Below are 26,440 nucleotides of genomic sequence, written 5' to 3' on the forward strand. Positions count from 1 at the left end.
TTTAAAATTCAGGCTTTAAGGTTCCACATTGTCCGTGATGGCGCAGCAGATGGTCGCATAACACTAAAGCTACCATTGCTTCGACCATTGGCACAGCTCTTGGCAAAACGCAAGGGTCATGCCGTCCTTTGGCAGCCAGCAGGGTTTCTTCGCCCTCTCGGGTAACGGTGCGCTGCTGCTGGCGAATTGTCGCCGTTGGCTTGAAGGCCGCCCGCAAAATGATATTTTCGCCGTTAGCAATCCCACCCTGAATTCCGCCAGAGCGATTCGTCACTGTACGAATTACACCCTTATCATCAGTATAGTATTCATCATTATGTTCGCTGCCCTTGAGCAGAGTCCCGGCAAAGCCCGAACCAATTTCAAAGCCTTTGCTGGCGGGCAACGACATGATGGCTTTGGCCAAGTCGGCTTCGAGTTTGTCGAATACGGGCATTCCCAAACCTTTGGGTACGTTGCGGGCAACGCATTCGACTACACCGCCGATCGAATCTCCGCTATCGCGAACTTTTTCGATCAGTTCAATCATTCTTTCGGCGCATTCAGCATCTGGACAGCGGACGATGTTGCTTTCTATTTGTTCTAAGGTAACAGTGTCCGGGTCGGCGACACATTCTAAGTCTTTGATGCGTTTGACGTAGCCGACTATTTCGACTCCTGCTGCTTGAGAGAGAATTTTTTTAGCGATCGCGCCTGCTGCTACTCTACCTATTGTCTCCCTCGCCGAACTGCGACCTCCGCCTTGCCAGTTACGAATTCCGTACTTGGCATCGTAGGTAGCATCAGCGTGGGAAGGGCGGTAAGTTGTCGCCATTTCGCCGTAATCTTGGGGGCGAGTATCTTGATTGCGGACTAAAATTGCGATCGGCGTTCCCAAAGTTTTGCCTTCAAACACTCCCGACAGAATTTCGCAGGTATCTGCTTCTTTGCGGGGCGTGGTAATTTTGCTTTGGCCGGGGCGGCGGCGATCGAGTTCGGCTTGAATGAACGATGCGTCTATCGACACCAAGGGAGGGCAACCGTCAATTACTACTCCGACACCGCCGCCGTGAGATTCCCCAAATGTCGAGATCCGAAATAAATGCCCAAATGTGTTCCCCATGATGCTTTAGCCTGACACCTAATAATTTTTAGCTTCAATGGAATAGAGATTTACTGTATTTCTGAAAAATATACCATTTGACGAGTAGGCGACAGGCGATCGCCCCACAGCATCACTCCCTTCCCACCCCGAAAAGAATATCTACCAGGGAGAGAGGGAGAGACAGAGAGACAGAGAATAGAAGATTTCTGGAAACACACTTAAATTCATCCGTGTATCCCTGTCCGAATCCGTGTTGTGCCTTCCTTCTTCTTTAGTCTTCGTGTTCTTCAAAAGGATCTCTCAATGCCTTAGAAGGAGGACCGAAAGCGGTGTAGATCGAGAATCCGGTGATTGCCACCAGACACACGCCCAGTGAAATGCCTAGAACTGCTGCGGGTTCCATATTTTTGATCGATTATTGAGTGCTCCACTCCATAATATTACAAAAAATAACAATCCGTCTGAAAGTCTAGTGATTTCAGGCGCAGTACGGTATGGCAGCCAACCCCCACTCCCCCTTCTCCCAGTCCCCCATGCCGCATTTCTGAGAAATTGCGATCGCAATTAGCGGTGAAAATATGTCAAACTTCTCTGTAGAGATTCATTGCAGGTGACTTATGGCACAACGGACTTGGTTAGGAGATATACTCAAACCCCTTAACTCAGAGTACGGCAAGGTGGCTCCGGGTTGGGGCACCACGCTGTTGATGAGCGTTTTCATTGGACTGTTTTTCGTGTTCTTGTTGATTATTTTGCAAATCTACAACTCTTCTCTGATTCTGGAGAATGTGGATATGGATTGGTCGAGTCTCGGCCGCTAAAAATTGATCGCAAAACAGTAAGGCTAAAAGTAAAAGCTGAGGGTTGAGGAGAAAGGGTAAAAGCTAAGTTTTCCCTTTTTTCCTTACCCTTTCTGATTACTTTTGGCATAAATAAACAAGAAGTAACTAAAGAAATTGCAGGAGAAAAACCATGAATATTTTTGGCATTGGTTTGCCGGAAATGGCCGTTATTTTTACGATCGCCCTATTGGTATTCGGCCCGAAAAAATTACCTGAAATCGGCCGGAGTATGGGGAAGGCAATTCGGGGATTTCAAGATGCTTCGCGGGATTTTGAGTCTGAGTTCACGCGGGAAGCCAAGCAGTTAGAAGAAGCAGTAGCAACTAGCAGCAAACCGGAAACTGAAAAACTCGCGGCGGCGAAGCCCAAGGAAGATAGCACAGACAGTTAAATGAACAACACTCAGAAGTCGGAAACACCAGCGGAGTTAGTGATTCCCCAGCTAATAGTTGGGTTGGGAAATCCCGAACCTAAATACGATCGCACCCGACACAACATAGGCTTTAATGCCGTCGATGCCTTGGCTAAATCTTGGCAGATTTCGCTGTCGGAAAATCGCAAATTTCAAGGCATATTTGGCGAGGGAAACCGGCCGCGGGGACAGAAAATCCGCTTGCTGAAACCTCTAACTTACATGAATCTGTCCGGTCAAGCGATTCGGGCGGCGGCAGATTGGTACAAAATACCTGCGGAGTCTGTATTAATAGTATACGACGATATGGATTTGCCGATCGGGAAATTGAGAATGCGTCTTGCCGGTTCTGCAGGCGGGCACAACGGGATGAAATCGACAATTTCTCATTTGGGTACAGACAAATTTCCCCGCTTGCGGATTGGCATTGGCAAACCTCAAAACGATGCTGCTAAAAATGAGAAAGATACGATTTCCTTCGTGTTAGGAAAGTTTTCCTCAGAGGAAAGTCAGTTAGTAGAGAAAGTGCTTAAACTGGTGGTAGAGGCTGTGGAACTAAGTCTGCATCAGGGAGTAGAAAAAGCCATGAGCCTTTACAACAGTCGCACAATTGCAGAAACAAACGCGGAAACAAAAAGGTGAGTTCGAGACGTTTGCCTGAAACAACAGCATATGTTCGAGTTACTGGCCAATCTTGGCAAAAAGGCACGATTGAGGGTGAAGTAAGTGCTGGCAATTTTGAGTGGCAGTTTCAGTGGCGTTTCACCTCAGAAAAAACACTGATACTTGAGCCTTCTCAGGGTAGGGCCTTGATTCAGGAACCGCTGCACCGTTTTCTGGAAAAATGGGATTATCAATTAGAACCAGGTGGCGATTATTCGTTTACGGTTCGAGCTCAGTTTTAAAATCTTGGTAATGGGAAATGGGGAAAAGGTAATCGGGAATAAAAACTTCCTCTAGTAGGATATCCCGATGCCAGTAATTCTTTAATTAATCACGGGAAATTGCTGTAATGGGAAATTGCGAAACGGTAATCTGGAAGGCAAACTTTCTCTAGTAGTATCTCCCGATTCCAGTAATTCTTTAATTAAAGCAGGTGGCGTCGCTTCTCGGTAAGCCCCGCAATAATACATTGTCAAAACAGCTTTGTAAGCCCAGTGATTGGAAGGTACATCGGTAAAATGATTTGGCAGGATTTCGGCCTGATTATGCACGCAAGCATTCAGAATTTGTTCTGGCGTTGGCTGGAATTGTGGAGTATTTTCTGCTTTGGCCGGAGCTAAAAAGCCTGTAGAAATTAACAGTGTAGCAGTGGCAAAGATGCTGAGTTTCATACGTTTATAAATTTCTGAATAAGTTGGTTGGTAGTGAGGACTTTAGTCCTCAAGATTGTGGAAAATAAGGACTCTTCGTCCTTACTACAAACCTTGGGAATGTTCAGACATTTTTCGCATTCCCAAAGCCAATAGGCTCAAAAACAACAGCCCCACCGCCCCAGCTAGCGGATTGCCGTTAACTCCTGTCACCCACTCGGGAACAGATGTCGAATATCGCACTAACTGCCCGATGTTAATTATGTAATATCCCCAGACTAAACCTGCATGAAGCCCGATCGACAAACCGAGGCGATTTTGGCGCGATCTTTTTCCCCAAACCAGAATCAAACCCAGCAACAACAACCCCGGAAACTGCGGCCAACTCCCCAGCATAGCCGCGACAGGTTTGATAAAATGAGATAGGGCAAACACCAGGCTATTCGCCCACAGAGATATTCTATAATTGTAATCCCGCTGCAACTCGTCCAGCAACCAACCGCGGAATACCAACTCCTCCGCAAAACCGACTCCAAGGGCGCTTAACAGCCCTTCTGCGATGATTCTCGGCAAATTATCAGAATTTTGCCACGCGACTAAGCCGAACAGCCCTTGCACCGCAAATAAGCTGAAAGTAAGCAAAAGCCCGATCGCCAATCCGATTAAAAGCTCAAAACCGTTTTTTCGCGTATTGATTAAACCGTAACTTTTGAGTAATTGGGTTTGTCCGTAAACCTGTTTCCCCCAGCGCGGCACTAGGAACAGAAACTCAGCAAACAACAATCCCATTGTCAGAATAGTTGCTAGGTTACTATCTTTAACTAAGAGATAAATTGGTGCTGCTAGCGGCAGCCAAATTGCTAGCAAGATTAATAGGAAAATTATTACACGTAAAGGAAATGGATAACTGGCTATTATTTGGAGGCGGTTAATCATTGTTGTCAATTAAACAGGTTTTACATGAGATATGTAGGGAGACAGCAATGCTGTGTCCCTACCCAGATTCTAAACGCACCATTGCCGTACCCCTAATGTACAAAGCAGACGGAAAAAGCTAGAATGGCATCATATCGGTTGAAACTTTAAGTGAAGCAAAACTATAACATCAGGTAACAATGACTGAAGCCTCGGATTTTTCAAATGTCGATCGCGAATTAGATGACACAATTTTAAGCTTCGCAGACATTCAGGCAGAACTCAACCTGCGCCACGCTAAAGATGCTCTGCGAGATATAGTAGAAAATCTCGACTTGACAGTTCAAGAGCGAACTGGACTGGAACCGGAAATTGGCGGGTTGGAGAAAATGCTCGACAAGCTAGAGCGCGCTTGCGTGCAAATAGCTGTGTTTGGGATGGTGGGAAGGGGAAAATCTTCGGTTTTGAACGCGCTGCTAGGTCAAAATGTGTTTGAAACTGGCCCGACTCACGGGGTGACTCGCACGACGACTATCGGGCAATGGGATGTCGGAGAGGGAATTGATGACAATTTGCCCGATCGACTTTCGCCAGTTATTTACCGTTTGTCGCAAGTTGAATTAGTCGATACTCCGGGAATAGATGAAGTTGACGGCGAAACTCGCGAACTTTTAGCCCGCCGCGTTGCTCAACAAGCAGATTTGATTTTGTTTGTAGTTGCTGGCGACATTACAAAGGTGGAATACGCAGCACTTTCGCAGTTGCGGGAAGCCGGAAAACCGATGTTATTAGTGTTTAATAAAATTGACCAGTATCCTGATGCAGACAGGCTGGCAATTTATCATAAAATTCGAGACGATCGCGTGAGAGAATTGTTGTCTCCCGATGAAATTGTGATGGCGGCGGCTTCCCCTTTGACGGCGAGGGCGGTGCGCCGTCCCGACGGAAGTATGGGCGTGCAAATGACTCGCAGTTTGCCACAAGTGCAAGATTTAAAATTAAAGATTTTGGAGATTTTAGACCGGGAAGGCAAATCTTTGGTCGCGCTGAATACGATGCTCTGTGCGGGTGATATTAACGAGCAGTTGGTGCAGCGAAAAATGGAAATTCGAGATGACGCGGCTAATCGAATTATCTGGAACGCGGTAATGACGAAATCGGTGGCGATCGCACTTAATCCAATTACTGTAGTTGATATTCTTAGCGGTGCGGTAATTGATGTGGTGATGATCTTAACTTTATCTAAAGTTTACGGCATTGCGATGACGGAAGCGGGCGCGGTGGAATTGCTGCAAAAGATTGCGATTAGTATGGGGGGAATTACTGCGGGTGAATTGTTGGCTAATTTTGGTTTGAGCTCGTTGAAAGGATTGTTGGGTTTGGCGACGCCAGCGACAGGGGGTTTGGCTTTAGGGCCTTATTTGTCTGTGGCGGTGACGCAAGCTGCGATCGCGGGGGTTTCTTCCTACGGTATCGGTCAAGTTACTAAGGCTTATTTGGCTAATGGTGCTTCTTGGGGAGATGATGGGCCAAAGGCTGTGGTGAGCAAGATTTTGTCTTCTTTGGATGAGGATTCTATTTTAAATCGGATTAAGGAAGAGTTGCGGGCTAAGTTGGATTTGGGAAGTGTGGAAAAACAGAAATTTCAGTGAGAAGAAGGAAGGCACGACACGGATTTTGACACGGATACACGGATTAATTATCGACCGTGAGTAGTTATTTGTTCTTTGTTATTTGTGAGGAACTACCGATGCCTGATGCCTGATGCCCGATGCCCGATGCCCAATTCCTAATATTATGTTATTAACCATCTCTACAACTCGCGTCCCTGCTACGGATTTGGGTTACTTGCTGCACAAACATCCCGATCGCCATCAATGTTTTCCGATGACTTTCGGGCAAGCCAGCGTGTTTTATCCAGAGGCAAATGCAGAAAGGTGCACGGCTGCTTTACTCTTAGATGTCGATCCGGTTGGTTTGGTGCGCGGCAAGTCGAAATCCGGCGATCGCCCCCTCGAACAATACGTGAACGATCGCCCCTACGTTGCCTCTTCCTTCCTGTCTGTCGCCCTCGCCAAAGTCTTTAGTACAGCTCTATCCGGTCGCTGCAAAGACCGCCCAGAACTCGCAGAAACCCCCCTTCCTTTGACAGTTAATCTGGCGGTTTTGCCCTGTCGCGGTGGCGAGAAGTTCCTGCGGCAAATGTTTGAGCCGCTTGGCTATCAAGTCGCAGCAAAACCCCTGATTCTTGACGAACAATTTCCCGAGTGGGGCGCGAGTCCTTACTTTTCTGTGGAACTGCAAAATACAGTTCGCTTGGCGGATTTGTTAAGCCATCTTTACGTGCTAATTCCCGTGTTGGATGACGACAAACATTATTGGGTGGGCGATGATGAAATCGAGAAGTTATTGCGTCACGGCGAAGGTTGGTTGAACGCGCATCCCGCCCGCGAAAAAATTGCCGATCGCTATCTGAAACGCCAGCGCCGTCTGATGCGAATTGCTGTGGCGCAGTTAGCAGAAGAAGCTGATATCGACCTCGATTCTGTCGAAGTTTCTCACCAGCAAGAAGAGGAAGTTTTAGAACAGCGAATTAGTCTGAATCAACAGCGTTTGGAAGCTGTGACGGAGGTTTTAAAGCAAAGTGGTGCTAAGCGAGTGGTAGATTTGGGCTGCGGTGAGGGAAAACTGCTGAAACTGCTTTTGAAAGAAAGCTCGATCAAACAAATTACAGGCGTCGATGTGTCCTTTCGGGCTTTGGAAATTGCCAGGGAACGTTTGCAGATAGATCGATTGTCTCCCGCACAGCAATCTCGCATTCAACTAATTCAAAGTTCGCTGATTTATCGGGACAGCCGCTTGACTGGTTTTGATGCGGCGGCGGTAATTGAAGTGATCGAACATCTGGATTTAGAACGGTTAGCTGCTTTCGAGCGGGTTTTGTTTGAATTTATCCGACCCAAAAGTGCGATCGTCACAACTCCAAATATTGAATATAATGTTCGGTTTGAAAACTTGCCAGCGGGCAAATTTCGCCACCGGGATCACCGCTTTGAGTGGACGAGAACTCAGTTTCAAACTTGGGCGAATGGGGTTGCCGAACGGTTTGGCTGTGGGGTAGAGTTTCGTTGTGTGGGAACTGAAGATTTAGAAGTAGGTTCGCCTACGCAAATGGCAATATTCGAGATGTAAAATCTATTAACTGGTTCCCAGGAATATCCTGGTAACGAGTAAACCCCGAAGCTTTTGTAGTAGAAACCTGAAAATCGATCGAACGACATCGCCAGATGTAAAACAGTTGAGTCAAATTGCGAAATCTTAGCCATCTGGTCTGATTAGTTATCAATAGTTGCGATCGCTAATCTTATGACTATCCAAGTTGATCTGTCCGAATTGAAGACGTTTGCTGATTGGTGTCGCGTCAAAGATCGCCTAACTGCAGAAGCTAAGCGCACTGTGGAGGCGTTGATAGAACTGGTTGAATGGAACTGTGTCTGGAGTTGGATGCCTACTCAAGTCATGACAGCACTGAAGAGTGAGATTAAAGAACGCATCTTTTTAGCCTGCAAAGAGTTAAATCTGAGCGACTACTACGACGAGTTTCCTTTGGAGGATGTAAGGAGTTTGATACCTGATGAAGTCAGGACAGCCCTAGACAGTGAGATTAAAGAACGCATCTTTTTAGCCTGCACAAAATTAAGTCTTCATAAATATTGCGATCGCGGGTATTCCTACCAGCTTACGGATCTGCGTCCATTGGCATCATTTACCCAGCTAACCAGCCTGGATCTTAATGGCTGCTATGAGGATTTTGATGGCTATGGGAGGAACCGTAGCTACGGCAAACTGTCCGACATTAGGATCCTTGCCAACTTCACAAATCTCACTGAACTCGATCTCGGTCAAAATAGCATTACAGATCTGAGTCCTGTTGCTGCTTTGACCGAGTTAAGGGTGTTATACCTCTCAGATAATCCCATCACCGATTTATCTCCCCTCTCTACCTTGAAAAATCTGACCGATCTGAACCTTGATGGAAGCCACCTGACAGAGCAGACAGATTTTAGTCCGTTGCTAGCTTTGACTCAACTACAATCTCTGGATGTATCCAGAAATTGGATTGGCGATCGCTCTTTAGAAACCATAGCTCAACTCACGACGCTGAAGAATCTAAACGTTAGCTACAACCGAATTACTGATATCAGTCCTCTGACAACCTTGCCAAACTTGATACATTTGAATTCTCAATGTGCATGGGATTTTTGTAAAGGGTAAAACACATCCCTCAATTATTAAAATTCCGAGCTGCTGATTTGAAGAAAAGTAGGACTATCCCAATGACTGACCAGCCCGCTCGATTAACTTTCACCCGCTTTATTGATTGGTGTCGCACCAAAGATCGCCTAACAGCAGAAGCTAAACGCACTGTAGAGGCATTGCTATATAAACTTAAACCATATATGGGCAAAATTTGCAGATGAAGATATCTGGCTGGAATGGAAAAAATGGCGATCCCAGAGTAGGACTCAGTGTAATTGTGATTTAGCCGATCGCATTTTAACTGGTTCCTGTCGCTGTGCCCCTTAGCCCATGTAAGCGAGGCTGGGGTTTCGATCGGACTTCGTGAGGCTTCACTGGTTCCCCGGCTGTGCCTGGGAACCGATGCCCAGAGGCTCTGCCTCGCGAGGTTCGATGAGAATTCGAGGCAGAGCCTCTGGATATGCGTTACCAGGCAGAGCCTGGTAACGAGTAAACGAGTAAAAAATCTATATTATTAAACAATGAAAATTACTTTCCCAGAACTATCCCTAGTCGTTCTCATTGGTGCATCCGGTTCCGGCAAATCCACCTTTGCCCGCCAACATTTCCTACCTACAGAAATCATTTCATCAGATTACTGCCGCGGTCTGGTTTCCGACGACGAAAACAATCAAGCGGCCACCGCGGATGCTTTTGAAGTATTACATTTAATCGCTGCTAAACGTCTGGCTGCGGGTAAGCTAACTGTGATTGATGCCACAAACGTTCAGCCGGAAAGCCGCAAATCTTTGGTGGAATTAGCCCGAAAATACCATTGCTTTTTGGTTGCTATTGTGCTAGATTTACCAGAAAAATTGTGTGCCGATCGCAATCAACAACGTCCAAACCGCAATTTCGGAAATCATGTAATTCGCCGCCACGTTCAGAATTTAAAGCGATCGCTCAAATCTCTAGATAGGGAAGGATTTCGCTACGTTTACGTCCTCCGTTCCCCAGAGGAAATCGAGGCCGTGGAAGTCGAGAGACAACCTTTGTGGAACAATCGCAAAGGCGACTGCGGCCCTTTTGACATCATCGGCGACGTTCACGGATGCTGCGACGAATTGGAACAACTGCTGCAACAGTTGGGCTATCAAATTATCGAAAAATCCAGCGAATCCGATTTGGGGAATTTTCCCACCTACGCGCACCCGGAGGGCCGTAAAGCCGTGTTTTTGGGCGATTTGGTCGATCGGGGCCCGCGCATTCTCGACACCCTCAAACTCGTGCGAAACATGGTACTCGCAGAAACAGCTTTGTGCGTACCTGGAAATCACGACATCAAACTGCTGCGAAAACTCAACGGCAAAAATGTCAAAATTAACCACGGACTCGAACAAACCTTAGCAGAAATTGCCGCTTTACCCGATGAATTGCGCGAATCAGCAGTACGAGAAATTCGCCAATTTTTAGATAGTTTGATCGGGCATTACGTCCTCGATGGCGGAAAATTAGTCGTCGCCCACGCCGGGATGAAAGCTGAATTTCAGGGACGCGCATCGCGCCTCATTCGAGATTTCGCCTTGTACGGAGAAACAACTGGCGAAATCGATGAATTCGGCTTGCCCGTCCGCTACAATTGGGCCGCCGAATATCGAGGTCAGGCAGCAGTTGTTTACGGACACACCCCCGTTCCCGAAACAGAATGGTTGAACAATACAGTTGATATTGACACCGGCTGCGTTTTCGGGGGCAAACTAACAGCTTTGCGGTATCCCGAAAGAGAATTTGTCAGCGTTCCTGCTGCTAGAATTTACTGCGAACCTGCCAAACCGATCCTCTTTCAAGACAGCCAAACTCCACTTAACAATAGAGACACGGATTCACCCGTTATCAATAGCGGTTTGGCGGCAGGGAATCTCACCGCCCAACAGCAGTTTGATGACGTACTGGACATTAGCGACGTACTCGGAAAACGCATTATTTCAACTCGCCTGCAACGTAACATTACGATTAAAGAAGAAAATGCGATCGCAGCCCTAGAAGTAATGAGTCGGTTTGCCGCCAATCCCAAATGGCTGATTTATTTGCCGCCCACAATGTCTCCCGCTGCTACCTCCAACGAACCAGGACTTTTAGAACATCCAGCCGAAGCATTTAGCTACTACCAACAGCAGGGCATACCGACAGTTGTGTGCGAAGAAAAGCACATGGGTTCCCGTGCAGTTGCGATTGTTTGCCGCGACGCACCGGCAGCTTTACGCCGCTTTGGCATTCTCAGCGAGAGTACGGGCATTTGCTACACCCGCACGGGACGGCATTTTTTCGATAATTCTGCCTTAGAAAGAGAATTTTTAGCGCGGGTAAATGTCGCTCTCACGGCGAGCAATTTTTGGGATAAATTTCAAACCGATTGGGTGTGTTTGGACTGCGAATTAATGCCTTGGTCAGCCAAAGCTCAAGGTTTGTTGAAAGAGCAATACGCCGCCGTGGGAACAGCATCTCGTCACGGGTTTGCGGAGGCGATTAAGAACTTAGAACAGGCAAACCAGCGGGGAGTTGAAATTAATTCTTTGCTGACTAGCTACCAACAGCGAGCCGAACTAGCCGATCGCTATGTTCATGCCTATCAGCGCTACTGCTGGCCTGTGAAATCGCTCTTAGACCTCAAATTAGCGCCTTTCCACATCTTGGCAACCGAGGGAACTGTTCACACTGACAAAAATCACTGTTGGCACATGGAACAGATTTCACAAATTTGTAAAGCTGACCCTGAATTTCTGTTAGCTACTGAATACAAAATAGTTGAAATTGCCGATTTTGACAGCCAATTGGCAGGGATTCAATGGTGGGAAAAACTGACGGCGGCGGGAGGCGAAGGAATGGTTGTTAAACCAATGGATTTTATTGTGAAAAATAGCAAAGGACTCGTACAGCCTGCGGTGAAATGTCGCGGGAAAGAGTATTTGCGAATTATTTACGGTCTGGAATATTCTTTGCCGGAACATTTAGAAAAACTGCGATCGCGCGGACTTTCCGGCAAGCGTTCTTTGGCGTTGCGAGAGTTTGCTCTGGGTGTAGAAGCATTGGAGAGATTTGTTGCGGGTGCTCCATTGAGACGAGTTCACGAGTGCGTTTTCGGAGTTTTAGCGATGGAGATCGAACCTGTCGATCCGAGGCTGTAAGTCATTGTAGGGGCGGATTTAGTTAGCCCTTGTAGGGACACGGCAATGCCGTGTCCCTACGGGGATCTCATTCATTTCCTCCTACTAATCGCTGCACTTCCAATGTCGATAAATTCATCATTTGTGCAACTTGTTCTAAATTCATTCCCGAATTTAACAGGTGAGAAATGAGCGATCGCAAAGCTGATTCCGCCGCCATTTGTGCTTGTTCCGCCGCCAGCCGTGCTTGTTGTTCCGCCAGCCGTTCTTGTTCGGATTGCTGGTAAGTCTTGAGAAACTCTCCTGTTTGAGGATTTCTAAACCTCAATTCTCCAGAGACTAAGTGCAATTCCAGTCCCAATACTTCGCTGTACAGCCACAGCGTATCGAAGGCGATATTATTGGCGGGAATCGGCTCGTATTGGTGGTTGTTGACTAAACGCACTCCTTGCAATATCGGATTCAGATAATCCCCAGATGGATCGTACTGAAAGTATTCCCTGACCCCCAAATTTCGATAAGTTTCTGGTTTTGTTTCTTGGTCTACATCTTGAGTTGTTGCCGATGTTATTTCTAGGACAAACTGCGGAGTTATTCCGCCTTCTTGCCAAACTTTGTAGTTATCTCTTTGGCGTTTTCGGACTCCGAATACTGCATAAATATCGGGAGCAACTACTGCTGCTTTGTTGCCTTCTTCGTAATAGACGAAAGAATTTGCTGACACGTATACATCCGATCGACCTTGAAAGTACAGCTTCAGAGCTTCCACGCTGTAAGTCATGTAATCGCGCGTGATGTCGCTTTCCGCCATCGGTTCTCCGTCGCTGCTGGGATATTCTATTTCTTCTTGTTCGATTTGAGTGAAAACTTTCACAGTTTAATTTTCCTCAATTCTGATTATTTTTATTTTAGCCGACAAGCGATTAAATTTTTTATAAAAAAAAGGCGTTTGTCAAGTACAAACGCCTTTTTATAGAGTTACAAACGCGGCGTCTTATCTTGTTTAAACGACGCTAACCATTCGCGAATTTGGTCGGCCGCAATCTCGCGCCCGCCCAAACCAAAAGCTAGAGCAATGCCAACTGCGATCGCCCCGAGCAGCAGCCCGAAAGCCAAATTCACAATATCGCTGCCAATGCCCATTTGTTGCAGCGCCAAGGCCCCAACAAAAGCAATAATCGCGATCCGAGCCGTTTGGCCCAAAAGCCGCGCTTGGCGAGTTCCAGAACTGGCAATCAAACTAAACGCCAGATTTGCCAAATACAAGCCGATCGCAAATACCACCAAACCGGCTAGCACCCGGCCTGCAACCAGCACAATACCGCTAACAATCGCCGTCAGCGCTGGAATCTGCAGCACGTCGGTAGCGGCCACCACAGCAAACAGAACGATCGTCACCTGCACCACAATGCCGACAAATTCCGAAGGCGTGCGGGCCGGAAGTTCGGGTTCCTGAAGTATTGTTGCCTCCGGATCGATCGAACTCCGCGGTAGCCTCAGCGGCTGTTTCGGTGGCTGCACTCCCAACCAAGAAAAGACATTGTTAAAGCCAATTCCCGTCAGGATATTAGTAACCAAATCGCCTACCCAGCGCCCCAAAATGTAAGCAAGCACCAGAATTAGCGCTGCCGTGAAGATTTTGGGAACCGCTGTCAAAATGTCGTTGAGCATCGCGACTGCAGGCTGGGAAATCGCCTGAATGTCCAAAGCGTTGAGAGCTGCGATCGCGGTTGGAATCAAAATTAAAACATAGACGATCGTCCCGACAATCCACGACACTGATTGTCCGCCCGAAGTCCGCGAAATTCCAAAGCGAGCGCCCAAACTGTCTGCCCCAGCAGCAGCCAACAGATTTGTGACAATCCGCCGCACCACCATAGCCAGCAGCCAGCCGACAAACCCAATCAGCACAGCTTCCAGAATTTTCGGAATTGCCGCCAGAATTTGGTTGAGTAAATTATTAACCGGCAGCAGAGCCTGCTGCATTTCCAGCGAGTCTAAAATCAGCGGCAAAAACAGCAGAAAAATGAACCAGTACAGCGCATTCGCCACAGTATCGCTCAGCAGCAAAGGGCGCTCGCTGGGCGCAGTTCCCACCTCCTGATTCAAGCGCTCGTCCACGCTAAAAGCCCGCATCGCCCGCGATACGGCCATTTTGGCTACAGTTGCCAACACCCAAGCAATCCCCAACCAAATTAGCGCGCCGGCTAACTTCGGCAAGAAACCGGTAATTTGATTGAGAAAAGTATTGAGGGGTTGCGAGACAGCCGTTAGATTCAGGCGGTTGAAAAAGGCAATTAGGAAAAAGACAAAAATGATCCAGAACACCGCTGCGGAAATCCATTTTTCCACTTGCGGGGCTCCAGCTCCTTCAGGGCGGCCTGTAATCCAAGCAGCCAGCCGATTGTCCAGCGTAGTCTTCTTGAGCAATCCCCCCACTAAAGATGAGACGAGGGCTGATACTATCAAGCCAACTAGCAGGATACCGACGGCCCAGATGAGATTTTCAATGTTCGATCCCTGAAGGAAATTGTTAATTCCGCGTTCGGCATCTGTCAGCGGATTCCCGGGCTGGGCCTGGGCCAAAATGCGATCGGACAAAGCCGCTATGGGGCCCGATATCGGTTGAGTTATTTCTTGCCAAGTTTCATTCATTTTTTTCTCAGGTTAACGTCAGATTTGACAAGGAGAAGACGAAACTTTAATAATAGTTCCAAAAAATCTAGACATCGCCTAAACTTAATGTTTGTACACTTTTAATCGTACTGGGTTAACTACAAAACCCTCTATCTAATTTGGGATCGACCCATCTCCGACTGCTTTTGGGCCAATATTCAAAGAACCGTTTACATCGGCATTTATGAACCGTCCAGTTGGGGTTCTGAACAATCCTCTTTTTACCCTACTGGCAATGTAGTCGGAATGTTGTTGAATTGGTTCCCAATCCAAGGCTGAACATTTGGATGTGTAACTTTCCTCAACTAACACAACTTGAATTACCGCAACTTGTCCTTTGTACTGCAACATTTGCAGCAACCGGCGATGGGGAATACAGGCAAAATTTTGATTTCTCATCTTACCAGTATTAATCCCATCATTAAAATCCTGGTTCCAGCCTCTAACCAGCAAGCCGATTTGATGATTGACGAGTTCTTTAATAATTGTGGCACTCGTCGTGTGGAGATAGTAATCCACTTTACAGTTACGCTTGTGCCACAATCTGGCGAGTTTTTTACTTTTTTTTTGCGCTGCAGGCAGCAATGATTTTAGTGCTTCGGATACTCTTTGATTAACTTGTAAAGGCTGTTCTAACTTTTCACAGAACACCTCGACAACATAACAACCTACTTTTGAAACAATCCGGATTTCCAGAATCGAGGTGACTTTTGAGGGCAACCAAATATTAGCTCCAGAGGGGCGAGCATATCCTTTTTTTAAGGATCTTTTGCTGACAGCTTGACAATTAAATACAAATACAAAGCGCCCGTCCTCTGTTTTTCGCTCTCTTGAACCTTTATAAGGAGGGATTTGCGTTGCTGCTTTAAATTTAGTTGGGTTTTCCTGATAGTTTCGCACCGCTAGATAATAGCTAGTCCATGCTTTGAGGACTAAGCCGATCGTGCTTTGTGGTACTTTTGCGGGCAGTGCTTTGTAATCAGGACTTGTTTTGAATGCGCGATCGACAGCCAGAGCGTTTGTTTGTTGGCTGGCGAAAATGTTTTGACGGTAGATGTAGTTAGCGCTGTTGTAAAGGTTTTTGCACAGCCAAGACAGTCGATCGGCTTCTCGATAAAACCTATGATTTGGTTTAATGACGTGCCTTGCGACTAGCTGCATAATTGGTATATATACTTTAATTCAAGATGATACACTGTATTTATGAGTGTGTCAATCTTTTAATTTCTGGAAAAATTGACAGCACAAGTAAATAAATGACTATAAAGTAAGCAAAGTTTTGTAATACCCTCCTTGTTGCAGGTTCTCATGTCAATTCGTCAAGTTTTCGAGCAATCCATTGAAATTAGCGCTGCGGCTACTCTGGTGGAGCAGTGTATAGTCGATCGCACTTTAATGCACAAGTGGCTCAATCCCCTGCTGCGTTGCGATCCCCAGGGCGAATGGGATACTGCTGTAGGAAGTCGCAGCTTATTTATCATAAAAATTCCGGTTTTGCAACCCACTTTAGAGAGTGTTGTGTTGGAGCGACAACCCGGTTTAATTGTGTGGGGGTTTGACGGATTTTTCAAAGGATGCGATCGTTGGGAATGCCAGCCTCAAATCCAAGGAACTCTCTTGATTAACCGCTTTGAATTTCAAATTCCCAATCCTTTAATTAGATTTGGTTTCAATCGCTTTGCAGCCCCTTGGACGCAGAAAGATATGAAAGACCAACTCCGCAGACTCAAACGGGTAGCCGAGCAATTATCTCAAAAAATGGGTAATTGATAATTGGTAATCAGTAAGATCTAAAAACTAAGAGCTCAGGACTTACGCATCGCGGTCTAAAAACCGGGTTTTTTACCCGATCTACGGTCTACACTTTTCGTAAAAAAACCCGGTTTCTAAACACTCGTGCACAAGTCCTACAGCTAATAAGAAAAAAAGCACCACTTCCCAATTCCCAATTCCCAATAATTCCCTGCAACTTCAGTTATTTACTTCGCATTCCAGATGGATTGGGCTGACAAATCATTTCTCTCGCCGAATTCACGGCTTGGTTGGCCGTATTTTGCAAAGCCGGGGAATTCTGATACAAAGCTTGCAAATCTTGCACGTCTTTAATCACTCGATCGTAGATAGCCATAGCTTGATTCCCGTCAACTTCTAAAGCCGGAGGGGTGTAATTTTGCATCACTTCTATCAGTGATATTTTGCCATCTTTGGAAGCTGCGACTAAAGCATCGCGAAGTGCCGGCGCGCTTTGAGTCCGAGTTGCCGGCGTATAAGCAACCTCGCCCAATTGTTTGAAAACAATTTCCCCAAAATAAGTGCTTGCCAGCCGCGCTACTAATTGGGAATCTAAAGGCACTTCTCGCGTTAATATTTCGCGCACCGATTCGGGAGTTTGTTTCGCCAGACTCAGAACGCTTTGCAGTTGAGAGGAAGCTTTGCCAGTTTGTACAAAGCTTTGCAAGTCGCTCATCGGTAGTGTTACGTCAACAGCACCGTATTTTACGGTAACATTGTCTAATGCAAAGGCTTTGCCGCTGCTGAGGAATACTGCACTTGTTCCCAGCAAAAGCGCCAAACCTAATGATAAAGACTTTGACATTCTTTTAGCTAAATGGGCTGACAGCGGTTGCATTCCGTTGAGATAACCTTGTTGAAACTGAAAGTTCATGAGTTTGTGCCTCTTTAGGTCAAAATACTTTTTCGATCGTCTGTGCGGGTATCAGTCGGGAAAGTGGACTCGGGATTTGCGTAAATGACCTATGATTTTACAGTCATGTCAAGCAAATTTAACCTATCAAAAGATAGGTGTCAATCGATCGCTTATATGTTAATGGCACAGGGGCGATAATTTGATAGAGCTTTGCAAAACTTATAAAAGCGAGATTTGGTCGTCGGACAGCAGTTGATTGAGTGTCGCTTTCACGTATTATAGTGTGCGACATATAGCGAATTTAAGTTCAAAGATCCAGATCGAGCCAATCGAGCAATTGGCGAATTGTAGCAGCATCAGCAGCATTCGGAGCATTTCTCAGGTATAGTTCCAAATCGTGGCGCGCCTCAGTCAAGCGACCAACTTGATAGTAGAGAATTCCGCGATCGCGCCGTTCCCCCACCGCATCGGGAAACAGCAGCAAAATCCGTTCGAGTGCCAAGAGTACCCTCACTGCATCTCGCTGCTGCAAGTAAATCGCCTTCAGATTTCCCAGCATTCGCCCCAAAAAATGCCGGCGACTTACCGGGGCGAGAAAAGTCGGCTGCAACTCCATAGGTTGACCGTAAATTTGAGAAAGTCTGGCTTGACAATCTTCTGGAAATAATATCTCGCCGCCGTTAAACGCATCAACAAAAATACCAGCTTCTTCAAAATCCGGTCTAATTAAAAAATGTCCCGGCATCCCAATTCCCACCATCGGAAAATCAATGCGCTTAGCAACTTCCAAATAAACCAAAGATAAAGAGATCGGAATGCCAGTACGCCGATCGATCACTTCATTCAAAAAACTATTGCGGGGGTCGTAATAATCAGCATCGTTGCCCGCAAACTGCAACTCCCCGTATAAATAGGCGTTAATAGTTTGAATGATCCGCAGCGGATAATTCTGTGCCGGCAGGCGATCGCGCACTTCATCTGCGATCGTGTCGAGAGTGTTGAGATACTCCTCGGGTTCTAAATTTGGGTATTCTTCCAAAGCCATGTAAAGAGCAGCTTTCGCCAGGTCGATCGAGCCATCCGGCTGATTTATTTCTCGATAAAAGAGTTGTCGGGCGATCGGAAAATCCATCTTGATTATTGATTTATTTTTAATTTACATTCTGAATCCATATCATGAACAGGCAAGATGCCTGTTCCACAACGAACAGGCAAGATGCCTGTTCCACAACAAAGATTATTCGGGTAAACCGACATTTTTGGTAGTATAATTAACCTTTTTTCTGGTAATACAGGCATTTTTTCTTGTGGAACAGGCATCTTGCCTGTTGCAGCTTTTGGTAGTATAATTAATTTTTTTCGGGTAAGATATGTACTTTTTCTTGTGGAACAGGCATCTTGCCTGTTGCCCAAAAGATATTAAAAACAGTGAATTATTTAAATTTTAATATACTCTAAGTTTTTGCCTCTAAATCTGCCACTATTTTTAATAAAGCTTCACGATTTTTTTTCTATCGAGCCAGATTGAGGTGAACGCCCTCGGATGTCAAATCAACTTTCAAATCCCGTGACTTTTACCAATCACCCAACTGCGGCGAAAAATCCGAGCCAAAGTCGATTCTTCCAAAGCAAAATAGATAGGGCGGCCGTGAGGACAAGTGCGCGGATTGCGAGTTTGCTGCCATTCATCCAACAAATTTTGCATTTGCAAAAGATTTAAAGGAGTACCGTTTTTCATAGCAGTGCGGCAAGCAGTCGCAACTTGAGCCGCTTGCAAATCTGGGACTTTACTGAGTTCAAAAAGCGCATCCGCACAGTCATCTCGATCGGCTAACAATTCAGGAACTTCGCGGGCGGCCCATAGCTGTTCGCCAAAACTTTCTACTTCCAAACCCAAGCGGGATAAATTCTCAATTTGCAGCGCCGATAACTGACTGAGAATCACGGGTTTTTCTAGACATTTTAGCTGCCAAGCGGCGCACAATTGCTCGTACAAAACGCGCTCGTGAGCGATGTGCTGTTCTATCAACCACATTCCGCTGGAATGTTCCGCAACAATGTAAGTATTGTGAACTTGAGCGATCGCCCTCAATTCCATCAATCCTATTGGATTAGCTTTTTCCTCTTCACCGCCGCCATCATTCTGCCTAGCCGAAATCCCGACACTGTAAGCACTTTTTTGTTCGGATGCCTTCAGCAATTGTCCCACTCGATCGGGAATTGGGGCAGCCGGCAAAACTTCATCATTCAGGTGCAAAGCGCGAGCAATTGCCTCGCTAATTTGTTCTTGCCAAAAACTCGGATCGTGCAGATAAATTTCCACCTTAGCCGGGTGGCGGTTCCAATCGATTTCCGAGGGGGAGATTTGCAGGTGAACAAAACAGACTGGATAGCGATCGCGCGGACAAGTGCGGGCAAAGGCGCTGAGAATAGTTTGCTCTAATTCGGGCGATCGCACAACTCGCCGGTTCACCCCAACTTTCACCCAATCCGGCCGCCTGCGGTGACAGCGATCGGGCAAACCAATTACTAACTCCAAACGCTGGGAATTAGGCATTGGGAATTGGGAACTGGCAACGGGTAATTGGTAATTAGGCTTAACTGTAGCGCCAACAAGTTGAGTTTCAATCACTAAATTTGCTGCTTTATTATTTGCAGGACTGGCAGGCAAATCTAACTTTAAATACTGCAAATCGCTCGATCGCACGCCGCGCACAAATTGAGGTAAAATGTGTTCTGCGGTGCTACCAGGAGTTACGTGCAAACAAGGCGTGTTTCCTTGACGCAACTGCCAATTAACGTGCGGGTGACAAATAGCAATTTGCTGAATGATTGATTGGATCGATCGCATTTGCTGTGCGGGCGACAAAAAACTGCGGCGCACAGGCCAATTGCCAAACAAATTATCAACAGTCACTACCGTACCAGGAGCGATCGCCGCTGTTTCCACCTCCACAGCAACGCCCGCGTTATTGTAAACCACCCGCCAGCCCGATCGAGCATTTTCAATTCCCCCCTTGTTAAAGGATGATTTGGCGGGGGTTTGTGCCGACTCTCGATTTTCCGAAAAATCCCCCAATCCCAAATCATTCGATCGGCTCAAAACCTCCAAACAGCCCAACTGAGACAAACTGTGCAAAGCTTCTCCGCGAAATCCCAAAGTAGCAATTTTGTAAAGGTCAGCTTCAGTGGTAATTTTGCTCGTACTGTGAGGCGAAGCCGCCTGTCGCAAATTTTCCAGATCCATTCCCGTACCATTATCTGCAACTTGCACCCGCCACTGTTCCGGCCAGACAGAAACAACGATGCGAGTTGCACCAGCATCCAGAGAATTTTCAACTAATTCTCGTACCGCAGCGGCGATCGAGTCAATCACTTCGCCGGCAGCAATTAAATTGATAACTTCTGTGGGTAAGGTTTGAATAGTAACTGGCATCAGATTTTTAGCAGTTCATTAATTCAATTCTACTTGATTCTACCAATCGCTACACAGTATTAGGACTTACCTTCTAAAAGCTGGTTTCTTAGATAGTCTTGGACGCACGGGCGGTCAGGAAGCAGGTTTTTATTGCAAAAATACTGCATCCCGACCTTGAAAACTTGTAAAAACCCGGTTTCTTTGGTATGTATGCGTCCTGGACTATGATAAAAATCATCTCTGACCGCAAAAACCCGGTTTCTCCACATATTTTGGTCAATCGATTTTAGATTTTAGATTTTAGATTTTAGATTTTAGATTGACCCCAGGGATAAATGCGGGGGCTTGAGGATTTGAGATTTTCGATTTGGGATTGATTCCACGGATAAATCACGTGGCGGGTATCACCTTTGAAATTCGTGGTCATCTTAGATCGAACGTGACAACGATCAAGCGGGTTTTTTTGTCGAGTGCATCCAGCACTGAAAATATTGTTCGATCGCAAGATATCTACTCATCAACCAAGTCTCTGAGGCTGAGTGAGAAAGTCCTCAGTATATATCTCCTTACCTACTTAAAGCCGATCTGTTCAAGCTTTGATTTTTGGCAAGTAGATGTAAAAAGTTGTTCCTTTTTCGTCCTCCGACTCATAAGTTATTTTCCCTTTGTGAGCCTCAACGATCGACTTAACAATCGCCGTTCCCAACCCGGTACCAGTCCGCTTGCCATAAGTCACAAACGGTTCAAATAACTTTTCTTTAATTGTCGGCGGAATGCCAGGGCCGTTATCGTAAATGCTAATTTCTGCCCACTCCTGACTTTGTGTCACCGCAATCTCCACCCGACCCCCTCTTCCGCCAAAAGCCTCAACCGCATTCCCAACTAAATTTTGTAAAACGCGCAAAATCTTATTTTCGTCTGCTTCCACTATGACTTCTGTCACCCGTACTACCAAATCTACTTTTGCTGCTTCGCAATAAACTCTGTTCAACTTTTCAAACTGCAGCAACGTCTGAATTAGATTAACTGGTTTTTTATGTAATACAGAATTCCCGCGCGAAAATTCTAATACTTCTTCAGCCATCCCCAGCATTCGCTGAACCTGCAATTGAATAAGTTCGCACCACTCCTGAGTTTCCTCATCTTCGTGCATTTCTTTGAGCATTTCTGTGGAGAGTTTAATTCCGGTAAAAGGACTTTTGAAATCGTGAATAATTGTGCTCACCATTTCTCCTACTAATACCATTTTTTGTTTGTGTACCAACTGGCTAACATATTGATCCGTGGTATCCCGTAAATTTTTAGTAATGAAACTAAACATTTGCAGTACCGAACTGCCTTTAGCAAACTGGAGAGTTGTTATTAGTTCTTCACGGCCTATTTTGGCCAAAGTCGAGCCGGCAACTGCCACAGCTCTAGCACTGCGAGGTTCTCCGTCTAAAACTCCGAGTTCGCCAAAATAATCGTCTGGCTTAGCGACAGCAACAGTTTGATATTTATTGTTTTCAATGCGCTTGCTAAACTGGACTTTACCTTCTAAAACTAGATATAAAAAATCCGCTGTTTCTCCTTCTTCAAAAACCAGCGTTTCCTCAGCAAAACTCTCCAAAACAGCTATTTGGCAAAGGTGAGCAGCTTGCTCTGGTTCAAAATAAGACATAAATCGATGAAATGCCAGATCCATGTTAAAATACCTGAGACTTAATTTAAACAGTTTCTTTCTTCTATTTTGGCCGATCGGGATCGGTGCGTTAATAAAATACAATGCTGCTTGAATCTGTCTCTATTTTCTGACATCCCAGGCTTGGACGCAAGGATCTGGGTCGGGATGCAGAGCCAGATTCTTGCATAGCAGCAGCAGTAATCTCACCAAAATTCTCAGTTAATTGACTAAAATACATAAATATTGTACTATTTTTTAGATTTATATTGGATGTGCGGGCGGGTTCTCCGGGCTGCCTCCGAAGATTTTAACTGTAGAGAGATCGTGTAATTTAAATGCCGATCGACCGAGTTTGCAAAAATTAACACTCACGCGATAAAACGATCGCAGCATTCTGCCCGCCAAAGCCAAAACTTAAACACACCGCATTTCTGACAATAGCTGATCGCGCACAGCGAACAAAATCTAATTCAAACCCCGGTTTTTTCATTCCAACGCAAGGCGGCAACATCTGATATTTAATACTCATCAAACAAAAAGCCGCGCCCAAAGCTCCCGAAGCTCCCAAAGTATGACCCGTAGCTCCCTTAGTCGAACTAACAGCAACTCCTCGGTGAAATAACTTCTCAACTAACAGTGCTTCGTGTCTGTCATTTAACTCAGTTGCAGTACCGTGAGCGTGAATAAAATCTATATCAACCGCCTCTAAATTACTGCGTTTCAAACATTGATTTACCGCCGCGATCGCACTTTTCCCCCCCAGCTCCGGGGCGGTGGCATGGCAAGCATCATTTGTCAAGCCAAAACCGGAAATTCGACCGTAGATTTTAGCGCCGCGACGCCTTGCCAACTGGGCGGATTCTAATACAAATAAAGCCCCGCCTTCACCGAGCACAAACCCTTCCCGATTTTCGTCAAACGGATAGCACCCAGTGTTTGCCAAAGCACCCATCCGGCTGAATCCAGCCAGAGTCAGCGGTGTGATAGGCGCTTCCACAGCACCTGCGATCGCCCGCTGACACTCACCGGTGCGGATTAAATCAACAGCGCGGGCGATCGACTGTAGGCCCGTCGCACAAGCAGCCATCGGTGCCAGTACCGGCCCCGTCGAACCAATTGCCCTCGCCGCTGCGATCGCCCCCATGTGAGGCAAAAAATTCACGAATTGAGAATTGGGCATTGGGCATTGGGCATTGGGCATCGGGCATTGGGCATTGGGCATTGGGCATTGGGCATCGGTAACTGAGAATTCTCTTTCCTCTTCCTTCTTCCTTCTTCCCTCTTCCTTCTTCCTGACATCCGTTACATCTTGTACAGTGCTCGTTGCCGAACTTCCTTGGCTTGCCAACAGTTCCAAATTTGCCTGGAAGCCGCGGCTAGAACCGATCGCAATCCCGCAATCAGGCAAAGGCAAAGTCAAATTAGCATCTTTCAAAGCATCTGCCAAAACCTGCCGAGTTAAAGTTATTAAGCCTGCTGGTTTTGTACCAATTAAAGCCAAATGTCGCGCTTCAAGTTCTAAAAAAGGTTGATGCCGATCGATTCCCGACTCTCCAGAAAGCAGTCTTTTCCAGCTTGTTTTCAGAGTGCCTAAAGCCGAAACAAGACCAATTCCAGTAACAACAACATCCATAAAGCCGATTTTAGATTTTAGATTGTAGATTTTAGATTTTGGATTAACATTCCTGGACGCACGCTAACAAAAAAAACCCGCTCGATCGTTGTCACGTTCGAGCGTATACGATCAAATTACGTGCAGAGAACGGGTTTTTACGTCCAGGAATGATTAAAATAAGCATCAGACCCGACGATTTGAGATTTTGGATTAAAAAGGGATAATCTCAAATCCAATTTCATTAGACTTCTTGCAAAAGTCCTTTCGATCAAATTTTCGGACGGGCTCTCCGGCCCATCCCACAAGAGAAAAAACTTTTTGTGGGACGGGCCGGAGAGCCCGTCCCAGCTATTTTTGCAAGAGGTCTATTCTCTCAAATCCAAATTCACAAGCATCAGATTGCGACCGCGGGAAAAATCCCAAATCTCAAATCCAAAATCCCAAATCTCAAATCCAAAATAGCTTTACTACCTTTAGCTAGCAGCCTTAAAATTTTCCAAACCTTGAGTCACAGTAGCCTTGTCAATGCGATCGCCCGCTTCAATCTTATCAATCACATCCATGCCTTGCTTGACGTACCCAAAAACCGCATAGCTGCCGTCCAAAAACGGTACATCCGTCAAAGTAAAGTAAAACTGAGAAGAAGCCGAATCAGGACTCTGCGATCGAGCCATAGCCACCGCCCCGCGACTGTGCATCAACACGGGTTTCTCCTTAACCCCAGCTTGTTCTAACGTTTGGCTGTAAGTAGGGTTTGCAGCACCTTTAGCTTTAATTTCCAGAGGAATCCTGCGTTCCTGAGACGTTTTTGGGTCAATAAAACCCCCAGTTCCCAGTCGCGCTGTAGGAAATTTAGGGTCTTTGCCCTGGGGGTCGCCGCCCTGAACTACAAAAGGCTGAGGTTCCCGGACGACTCGGTGAAAAACCAATCCGTCGTACACACCTTTCTGAACCAAATCGACAAAATTGCCCGCAGTAATTGGCGCATTTGTGCCGTCGAGTTCGATCGTAATTGGAGCACCTTTTACCGTCATCACCACCGTTGCTTTTCCTTCCAATCGTGGCAAATTGCTAAATTGCGAACTCGCCGCTACAGCAGCAGGAGAAGGAGACGGAGACAAAGAAATATTTTCACCCGACACCGGATTCGATGTCGGAGTCGAGTTTGCCACAGGGGAACTACCGCATCCCCCAACAAACAACGCGCCAATTATTAAAATTGAGAACAACCACCGCTGAATTTTGATTTGCATTTGCATTTGTATTTTCACTTTGAGTCAATTACGGACTTTGCAACTAAAGATTTTAATTCAATAGTCCGGACGGTTTTTAGATCGAGCGTTTGAAACCCGCGATTTTCCTTTGGTAGCGAACTTGCCGCAGATCCTTGAACGCCTTATTCTAGGGTTGGCTATCAAAAACTGTCGGAAGTATTGTTAATTGATAGATTCAAAAATTGGTAACGGGCTGACTCGCAGATCGATCGTTTTCACTTACCAGGTAGGTAAGGTGCGCGGCCCGGCGCACCCTACTAGACATTACCAATCGAAAATCGAAAATCGAAAATCGAAAATCCCTAAAGTCCTTCTAGGGGAACTTGCAAAAATCGAGCCAATTCGGCCGCTTGATTTTCCACTTCCGACAAAGCAATCGGCTGTCCGACTCTAGTCAGGGGAAACTGACGGCGGTCTTTGAGCTTAAGATAAATACTGCGGCGGGGACTGAGACCTTCTTTAATGTCCACCCGCACAGATTGCACGTCCGATGTCTTGCAAGTAAAATCAACTTTGCGGTTTTTGCCGGGAAAACCCCAGCGAAAGATCCGAATGTTACCAGTTTGTCGATCGAACTCGTTGTAACCGCCACCGACATCCCAGAGAATAGTCAGCCACAGGTAAAGCGCCAACAGCACGCCGCAGACACCGTAGAAACTCATCGCAATCCCTTGGGGGATGAAAATGAGCTGAGTCGGGTCAGAAAAAGGCAGCAGGTTAACGTGCAAGTAGCTGGAAATGCCCGACAGCAGGAAACCAGTCCCTCCAATGCTGACCACCGTCGCCCACCAGTAATTGCTGAAGCGGCGGGAGCCCAAAACCGGGTAGCGCAGGACAGGATCGATCGAGGTCATTGTTTTTGCAGTCATAAAATTAAACAGCCTTAAAGCCAAATCTTAATTCAATTAGCCCACCGAGCGTCACGCTTCGCCTCCGAGATCGCGATCGACCGATCGGCATTGTGTATCAACTCCTGCTAATTATGTTGAAAAATTATGAACTTCTAATATATAGTTATGTTAACTTTAATTAGAAACCTTGGTCTTTTAACAAGCAAAAGGATTTTACCCCAATGACAATCGCAGTCGGACGCGCCCAGACCGAAAGAGGCATCTTTGATGTACTCGACGACTGGCTCAAACGCGATCGCTTCGTCTTCGTAGGCTGGTCTGGCATCC

24 protein-coding genes are annotated in these 26,440 nt (G+C 46.3%); 9 read left to right on the forward strand and 15 right to left on the reverse strand.

Annotated elements, in window-relative coordinates; all coding sequences use genetic code 11:
* Position 1 precedes the first annotated feature (1 nt).
* Positions 2-1,102 (reverse strand): chorismate synthase, encoded by a 1,101-nt coding sequence (aroC, locus tag QUA99_RS16950; protein ID WP_333238717.1) that lies wholly within the window; start codon positions 1,100-1,102, stop codon positions 2-4.
* A gap of 253 nt (positions 1,103-1,355) precedes the next feature.
* Positions 1,356-1,487 (reverse strand): photosystem II reaction center protein PsbN, encoded by a 132-nt coding sequence (gene psbN, locus QUA99_RS16955; RefSeq protein WP_333238719.1) that lies wholly within the window; start codon positions 1,485-1,487, stop codon positions 1,356-1,358.
* Positions 1,488-1,701: 214 nt separating this feature from the next.
* On the opposite strand from psbN, the gene psbH reads away from it, so the two are divergent.
* The 4 genes from psbH (at position 1,702) to QUA99_RS16975 (ending at position 3,243) form a co-directional block, all read left to right on the forward strand.
* Positions 1,702-1,905, forward strand: a complete 204-nt coding sequence (gene psbH / locus QUA99_RS16960; RefSeq protein ID WP_172189685.1) for a photosystem II reaction center phosphoprotein PsbH — start codon at positions 1,702-1,704, stop codon at positions 1,903-1,905.
* A 151-nt stretch (positions 1,906-2,056) separates the two neighbouring features.
* Positions 2,057-2,317 (forward strand): TatA/E family twin arginine-targeting protein translocase, encoded by a 261-nt coding sequence (locus QUA99_RS16965; RefSeq protein ID WP_333096244.1) that lies wholly within the window; start codon positions 2,057-2,059, stop codon positions 2,315-2,317.
* A complete protein-coding gene (gene pth, locus QUA99_RS16970; RefSeq protein WP_333152462.1) occupies positions 2,318-2,980 on the forward strand; it encodes an aminoacyl-tRNA hydrolase in 663 nt (220 codons plus the stop codon).
* Positions 2,977-3,243 carry a DUF3146 family protein gene (locus QUA99_RS16975; protein ID WP_333138881.1) on the forward strand — a complete coding sequence of 89 codons (267 nt, stop codon included), beginning with the start codon at positions 2,977-2,979 and terminating at the stop codon, positions 3,241-3,243. Before pth ends, QUA99_RS16975 begins: the two co-directional genes overlap by 4 nt.
* 81 nt (positions 3,244-3,324) lie before the next feature.
* Here the strand turns inward: QUA99_RS16975 and QUA99_RS16980 are convergent, their stop codons facing one another.
* Both QUA99_RS16980 and QUA99_RS16985 read right to left on the reverse strand, forming a co-directional pair.
* Positions 3,325-3,672, reverse strand: coding sequence for an S-layer protein (locus tag QUA99_RS16980; protein WP_333238722.1), 348 nt, complete (start codon positions 3,670-3,672; stop codon positions 3,325-3,327).
* Between the two features lie 84 nt (positions 3,673-3,756).
* The gene (locus tag QUA99_RS16985; RefSeq protein ID WP_333238756.1) at positions 3,757-4,587 is read right to left on the reverse strand and encodes a CPBP family intramembrane glutamic endopeptidase; all 831 of its coding nucleotides are present in this window, start codon (positions 4,585-4,587) and stop codon (positions 3,757-3,759) included.
* 179 nt (positions 4,588-4,766) lie between these two features.
* Here QUA99_RS16985 and QUA99_RS16990 point away from each other — a divergent pair, with 179 nt between their 5' ends.
* From QUA99_RS16990 to QUA99_RS17005, 4 genes are all read left to right on the forward strand, one after another.
* Positions 4,767-6,218 carry a GTP-binding protein gene (locus QUA99_RS16990; protein ID WP_333238723.1) on the forward strand — a complete coding sequence of 484 codons (1,452 nt, stop codon included), beginning with the start codon at positions 4,767-4,769 and terminating at the stop codon, positions 6,216-6,218.
* A gap of 145 nt (positions 6,219-6,363) precedes the next feature.
* Positions 6,364-7,758: a 3' terminal RNA ribose 2'-O-methyltransferase Hen1 gene (locus QUA99_RS16995; protein WP_333238725.1), complete on the forward strand. Its 1,395-nt coding sequence runs from the start codon at positions 6,364-6,366 to the stop codon at positions 7,756-7,758.
* A gap of 174 nt (positions 7,759-7,932) precedes the next feature.
* Positions 7,933-8,841 (forward strand): leucine-rich repeat domain-containing protein, encoded by a 909-nt coding sequence (locus tag QUA99_RS17000; RefSeq protein ID WP_333238727.1) that lies wholly within the window; start codon positions 7,933-7,935, stop codon positions 8,839-8,841.
* Positions 8,842-9,347: 506 nt separating this feature from the next.
* The gene (locus QUA99_RS17005) at positions 9,348-11,990 is read left to right on the forward strand and encodes a polynucleotide kinase-phosphatase (RefSeq protein ID WP_333238729.1); all 2,643 of its coding nucleotides are present in this window, start codon (positions 9,348-9,350) and stop codon (positions 11,988-11,990) included.
* 67 nt (positions 11,991-12,057) lie between these two features.
* Here the strand turns inward: QUA99_RS17005 and QUA99_RS17010 are convergent, their stop codons facing one another.
* The 3 genes from QUA99_RS17010 to QUA99_RS17020 all read right to left on the reverse strand — a co-directional run bounded on the left by QUA99_RS17010 (position 12,058) and on the right by QUA99_RS17020 (position 15,806).
* Complete coding sequence (locus QUA99_RS17010; RefSeq protein ID WP_333238731.1) at positions 12,058-12,843, reverse strand: Uma2 family endonuclease; 786 nt, start codon at positions 12,841-12,843, stop codon at positions 12,058-12,060.
* A 104-nt stretch (positions 12,844-12,947) separates the two neighbouring features.
* Positions 12,948-14,624 (reverse strand): mechanosensitive ion channel, encoded by a 1,677-nt coding sequence (locus QUA99_RS17015; protein WP_333238733.1) that lies wholly within the window; start codon positions 14,622-14,624, stop codon positions 12,948-12,950.
* A gap of 135 nt (positions 14,625-14,759) precedes the next feature.
* The gene (locus tag QUA99_RS17020; protein ID WP_333238735.1) at positions 14,760-15,806 is read right to left on the reverse strand and encodes a transposase; all 1,047 of its coding nucleotides are present in this window, start codon (positions 15,804-15,806) and stop codon (positions 14,760-14,762) included.
* Between the two features lie 147 nt (positions 15,807-15,953).
* On the opposite strand from QUA99_RS17020, the gene QUA99_RS17025 reads away from it, so the two are divergent.
* Positions 15,954-16,415, forward strand: coding sequence for an SRPBCC family protein (locus QUA99_RS17025; protein WP_333238737.1), 462 nt, complete (start codon positions 15,954-15,956; stop codon positions 16,413-16,415).
* A gap of 205 nt (positions 16,416-16,620) precedes the next feature.
* Here the strand turns inward: QUA99_RS17025 and QUA99_RS17030 are convergent, their stop codons facing one another.
* From QUA99_RS17030 to QUA99_RS17065, 8 genes are all read right to left on the reverse strand, one after another.
* Complete coding sequence (locus QUA99_RS17030; RefSeq protein WP_333238739.1) at positions 16,621-17,310, reverse strand: alpha/beta hydrolase; 690 nt, start codon at positions 17,308-17,310, stop codon at positions 16,621-16,623.
* Positions 17,311-17,599: 289 nt separating this feature from the next.
* Complete coding sequence (locus QUA99_RS17035; RefSeq protein WP_333238741.1) at positions 17,600-18,424, reverse strand: transglutaminase-like domain-containing protein; 825 nt, start codon at positions 18,422-18,424, stop codon at positions 17,600-17,602.
* A gap of 5 nt (positions 18,425-18,429) precedes the next feature.
* Entirely contained in the window at positions 18,430-18,612 is a 183-nt protein-coding gene (locus QUA99_RS17040; RefSeq protein WP_333343207.1) for a hypothetical protein, read from the reverse strand.
* 238 nt (positions 18,613-18,850) lie between these two features.
* On the reverse strand, positions 18,851-20,728 hold the full coding sequence (mutL, locus tag QUA99_RS17045; RefSeq protein ID WP_333238745.1) for a DNA mismatch repair endonuclease MutL: 1,878 nt from the start codon (positions 20,726-20,728) through the stop codon (positions 18,851-18,853).
* 571 nt (positions 20,729-21,299) lie between these two features.
* Positions 21,300-22,394 (reverse strand): ATP-binding protein, encoded by a 1,095-nt coding sequence (locus QUA99_RS17050; RefSeq protein ID WP_333238747.1) that lies wholly within the window; start codon positions 22,392-22,394, stop codon positions 21,300-21,302.
* 340 nt (positions 22,395-22,734) lie between these two features.
* On the reverse strand, positions 22,735-24,006 hold the full coding sequence (locus tag QUA99_RS17055) for a beta-ketoacyl synthase N-terminal-like domain-containing protein (RefSeq protein ID WP_333238749.1): 1,272 nt from the start codon (positions 24,004-24,006) through the stop codon (positions 22,735-22,737).
* Positions 24,007-24,461: 455 nt separating this feature from the next.
* The gene (locus QUA99_RS17060) at positions 24,462-25,247 is read right to left on the reverse strand and encodes a peptidylprolyl isomerase (RefSeq protein ID WP_333343208.1); all 786 of its coding nucleotides are present in this window, start codon (positions 25,245-25,247) and stop codon (positions 24,462-24,464) included.
* A gap of 317 nt (positions 25,248-25,564) precedes the next feature.
* On the reverse strand, positions 25,565-26,131 hold the full coding sequence (locus QUA99_RS17065; protein ID WP_333238753.1) for a photosystem I assembly protein Ycf4: 567 nt from the start codon (positions 26,129-26,131) through the stop codon (positions 25,565-25,567).
* Between the last annotated feature and the right edge of the window lie 309 nt (positions 26,132-26,440).

The sequence above is a fragment of the Microcoleus sp. F10-B2 genome, from assembly GCF_036704965.1.
In the GTDB taxonomy this organism is placed as follows: domain Bacteria; phylum Cyanobacteriota; class Cyanobacteriia; order Cyanobacteriales; family Microcoleaceae; genus Microcoleus.

Coding starts and splice junctions, on each gene's coding strand:
- QUA99_RS17015 (WP_333238733.1), bottom strand. CDS start 14,624: ATGAATGAAACTTGGCAAGAAATAACTCAACCGATATCGGGCCCCATA.
- QUA99_RS16965 (WP_333096244.1), top strand. CDS start 2,057: ATGAATATTTTTGGCATTGGTTTGCCGGAAATGGCCGTTATTTTTACG.
- psbH (WP_172189685.1), top strand. CDS start 1,702: ATGGCACAACGGACTTGGTTAGGAGATATACTCAAACCCCTTAACTCA.
- QUA99_RS16980 (WP_333238722.1), bottom strand. CDS start 3,672: ATGAAACTCAGCATCTTTGCCACTGCTACACTGTTAATTTCTACAGGC.
- QUA99_RS17060 (WP_333343208.1), bottom strand. CDS start 25,247: ATGCAAATGCAAATCAAAATTCAGCGGTGGTTGTTCTCAATTTTAATA.
- QUA99_RS17040 (WP_333343207.1), bottom strand. CDS start 18,612: ATGCCTGTTCCACAAGAAAAAATGCCTGTATTACCAGAAAAAAGGTTA.
- QUA99_RS17035 (WP_333238741.1), bottom strand. CDS start 18,424: ATGGATTTTCCGATCGCCCGACAACTCTTTTATCGAGAAATAAATCAG.
- mutL (WP_333238745.1), bottom strand. CDS start 20,728: ATGCCAGTTACTATTCAAACCTTACCCACAGAAGTTATCAATTTAATT.
- psbN (WP_333238719.1), bottom strand. CDS start 1,487: ATGGAACCCGCAGCAGTTCTAGGCATTTCACTGGGCGTGTGTCTGGTG.
- pth (WP_333152462.1), top strand. CDS start 2,318: ATGAACAACACTCAGAAGTCGGAAACACCAGCGGAGTTAGTGATTCCC.
- QUA99_RS17000 (WP_333238727.1), top strand. CDS start 7,933: ATGACTATCCAAGTTGATCTGTCCGAATTGAAGACGTTTGCTGATTGG.
- QUA99_RS17025 (WP_333238737.1), top strand. CDS start 15,954: ATGTCAATTCGTCAAGTTTTCGAGCAATCCATTGAAATTAGCGCTGCG.
- aroC (WP_333238717.1), bottom strand. CDS start 1,102: ATGGGGAACACATTTGGGCATTTATTTCGGATCTCGACATTTGGGGAA.
- QUA99_RS17055 (WP_333238749.1), bottom strand. CDS start 24,006: ATGGATGTTGTTGTTACTGGAATTGGTCTTGTTTCGGCTTTAGGCACT.
- QUA99_RS16995 (WP_333238725.1), top strand. CDS start 6,364: ATGTTATTAACCATCTCTACAACTCGCGTCCCTGCTACGGATTTGGGT.
- QUA99_RS16990 (WP_333238723.1), top strand. CDS start 4,767: ATGACTGAAGCCTCGGATTTTTCAAATGTCGATCGCGAATTAGATGAC.
- QUA99_RS16985 (WP_333238756.1), bottom strand. CDS start 4,587: ATGATTAACCGCCTCCAAATAATAGCCAGTTATCCATTTCCTTTACGT.
- QUA99_RS17005 (WP_333238729.1), top strand. CDS start 9,348: ATGAAAATTACTTTCCCAGAACTATCCCTAGTCGTTCTCATTGGTGCA.
- QUA99_RS17050 (WP_333238747.1), bottom strand. CDS start 22,394: ATGGATCTGGCATTTCATCGATTTATGTCTTATTTTGAACCAGAGCAA.
- QUA99_RS17020 (WP_333238735.1), bottom strand. CDS start 15,806: ATGCAGCTAGTCGCAAGGCACGTCATTAAACCAAATCATAGGTTTTAT.
- QUA99_RS17065 (WP_333238753.1), bottom strand. CDS start 26,131: ATGACTGCAAAAACAATGACCTCGATCGATCCTGTCCTGCGCTACCCG.
- QUA99_RS17030 (WP_333238739.1), bottom strand. CDS start 17,310: ATGAACTTTCAGTTTCAACAAGGTTATCTCAACGGAATGCAACCGCTG.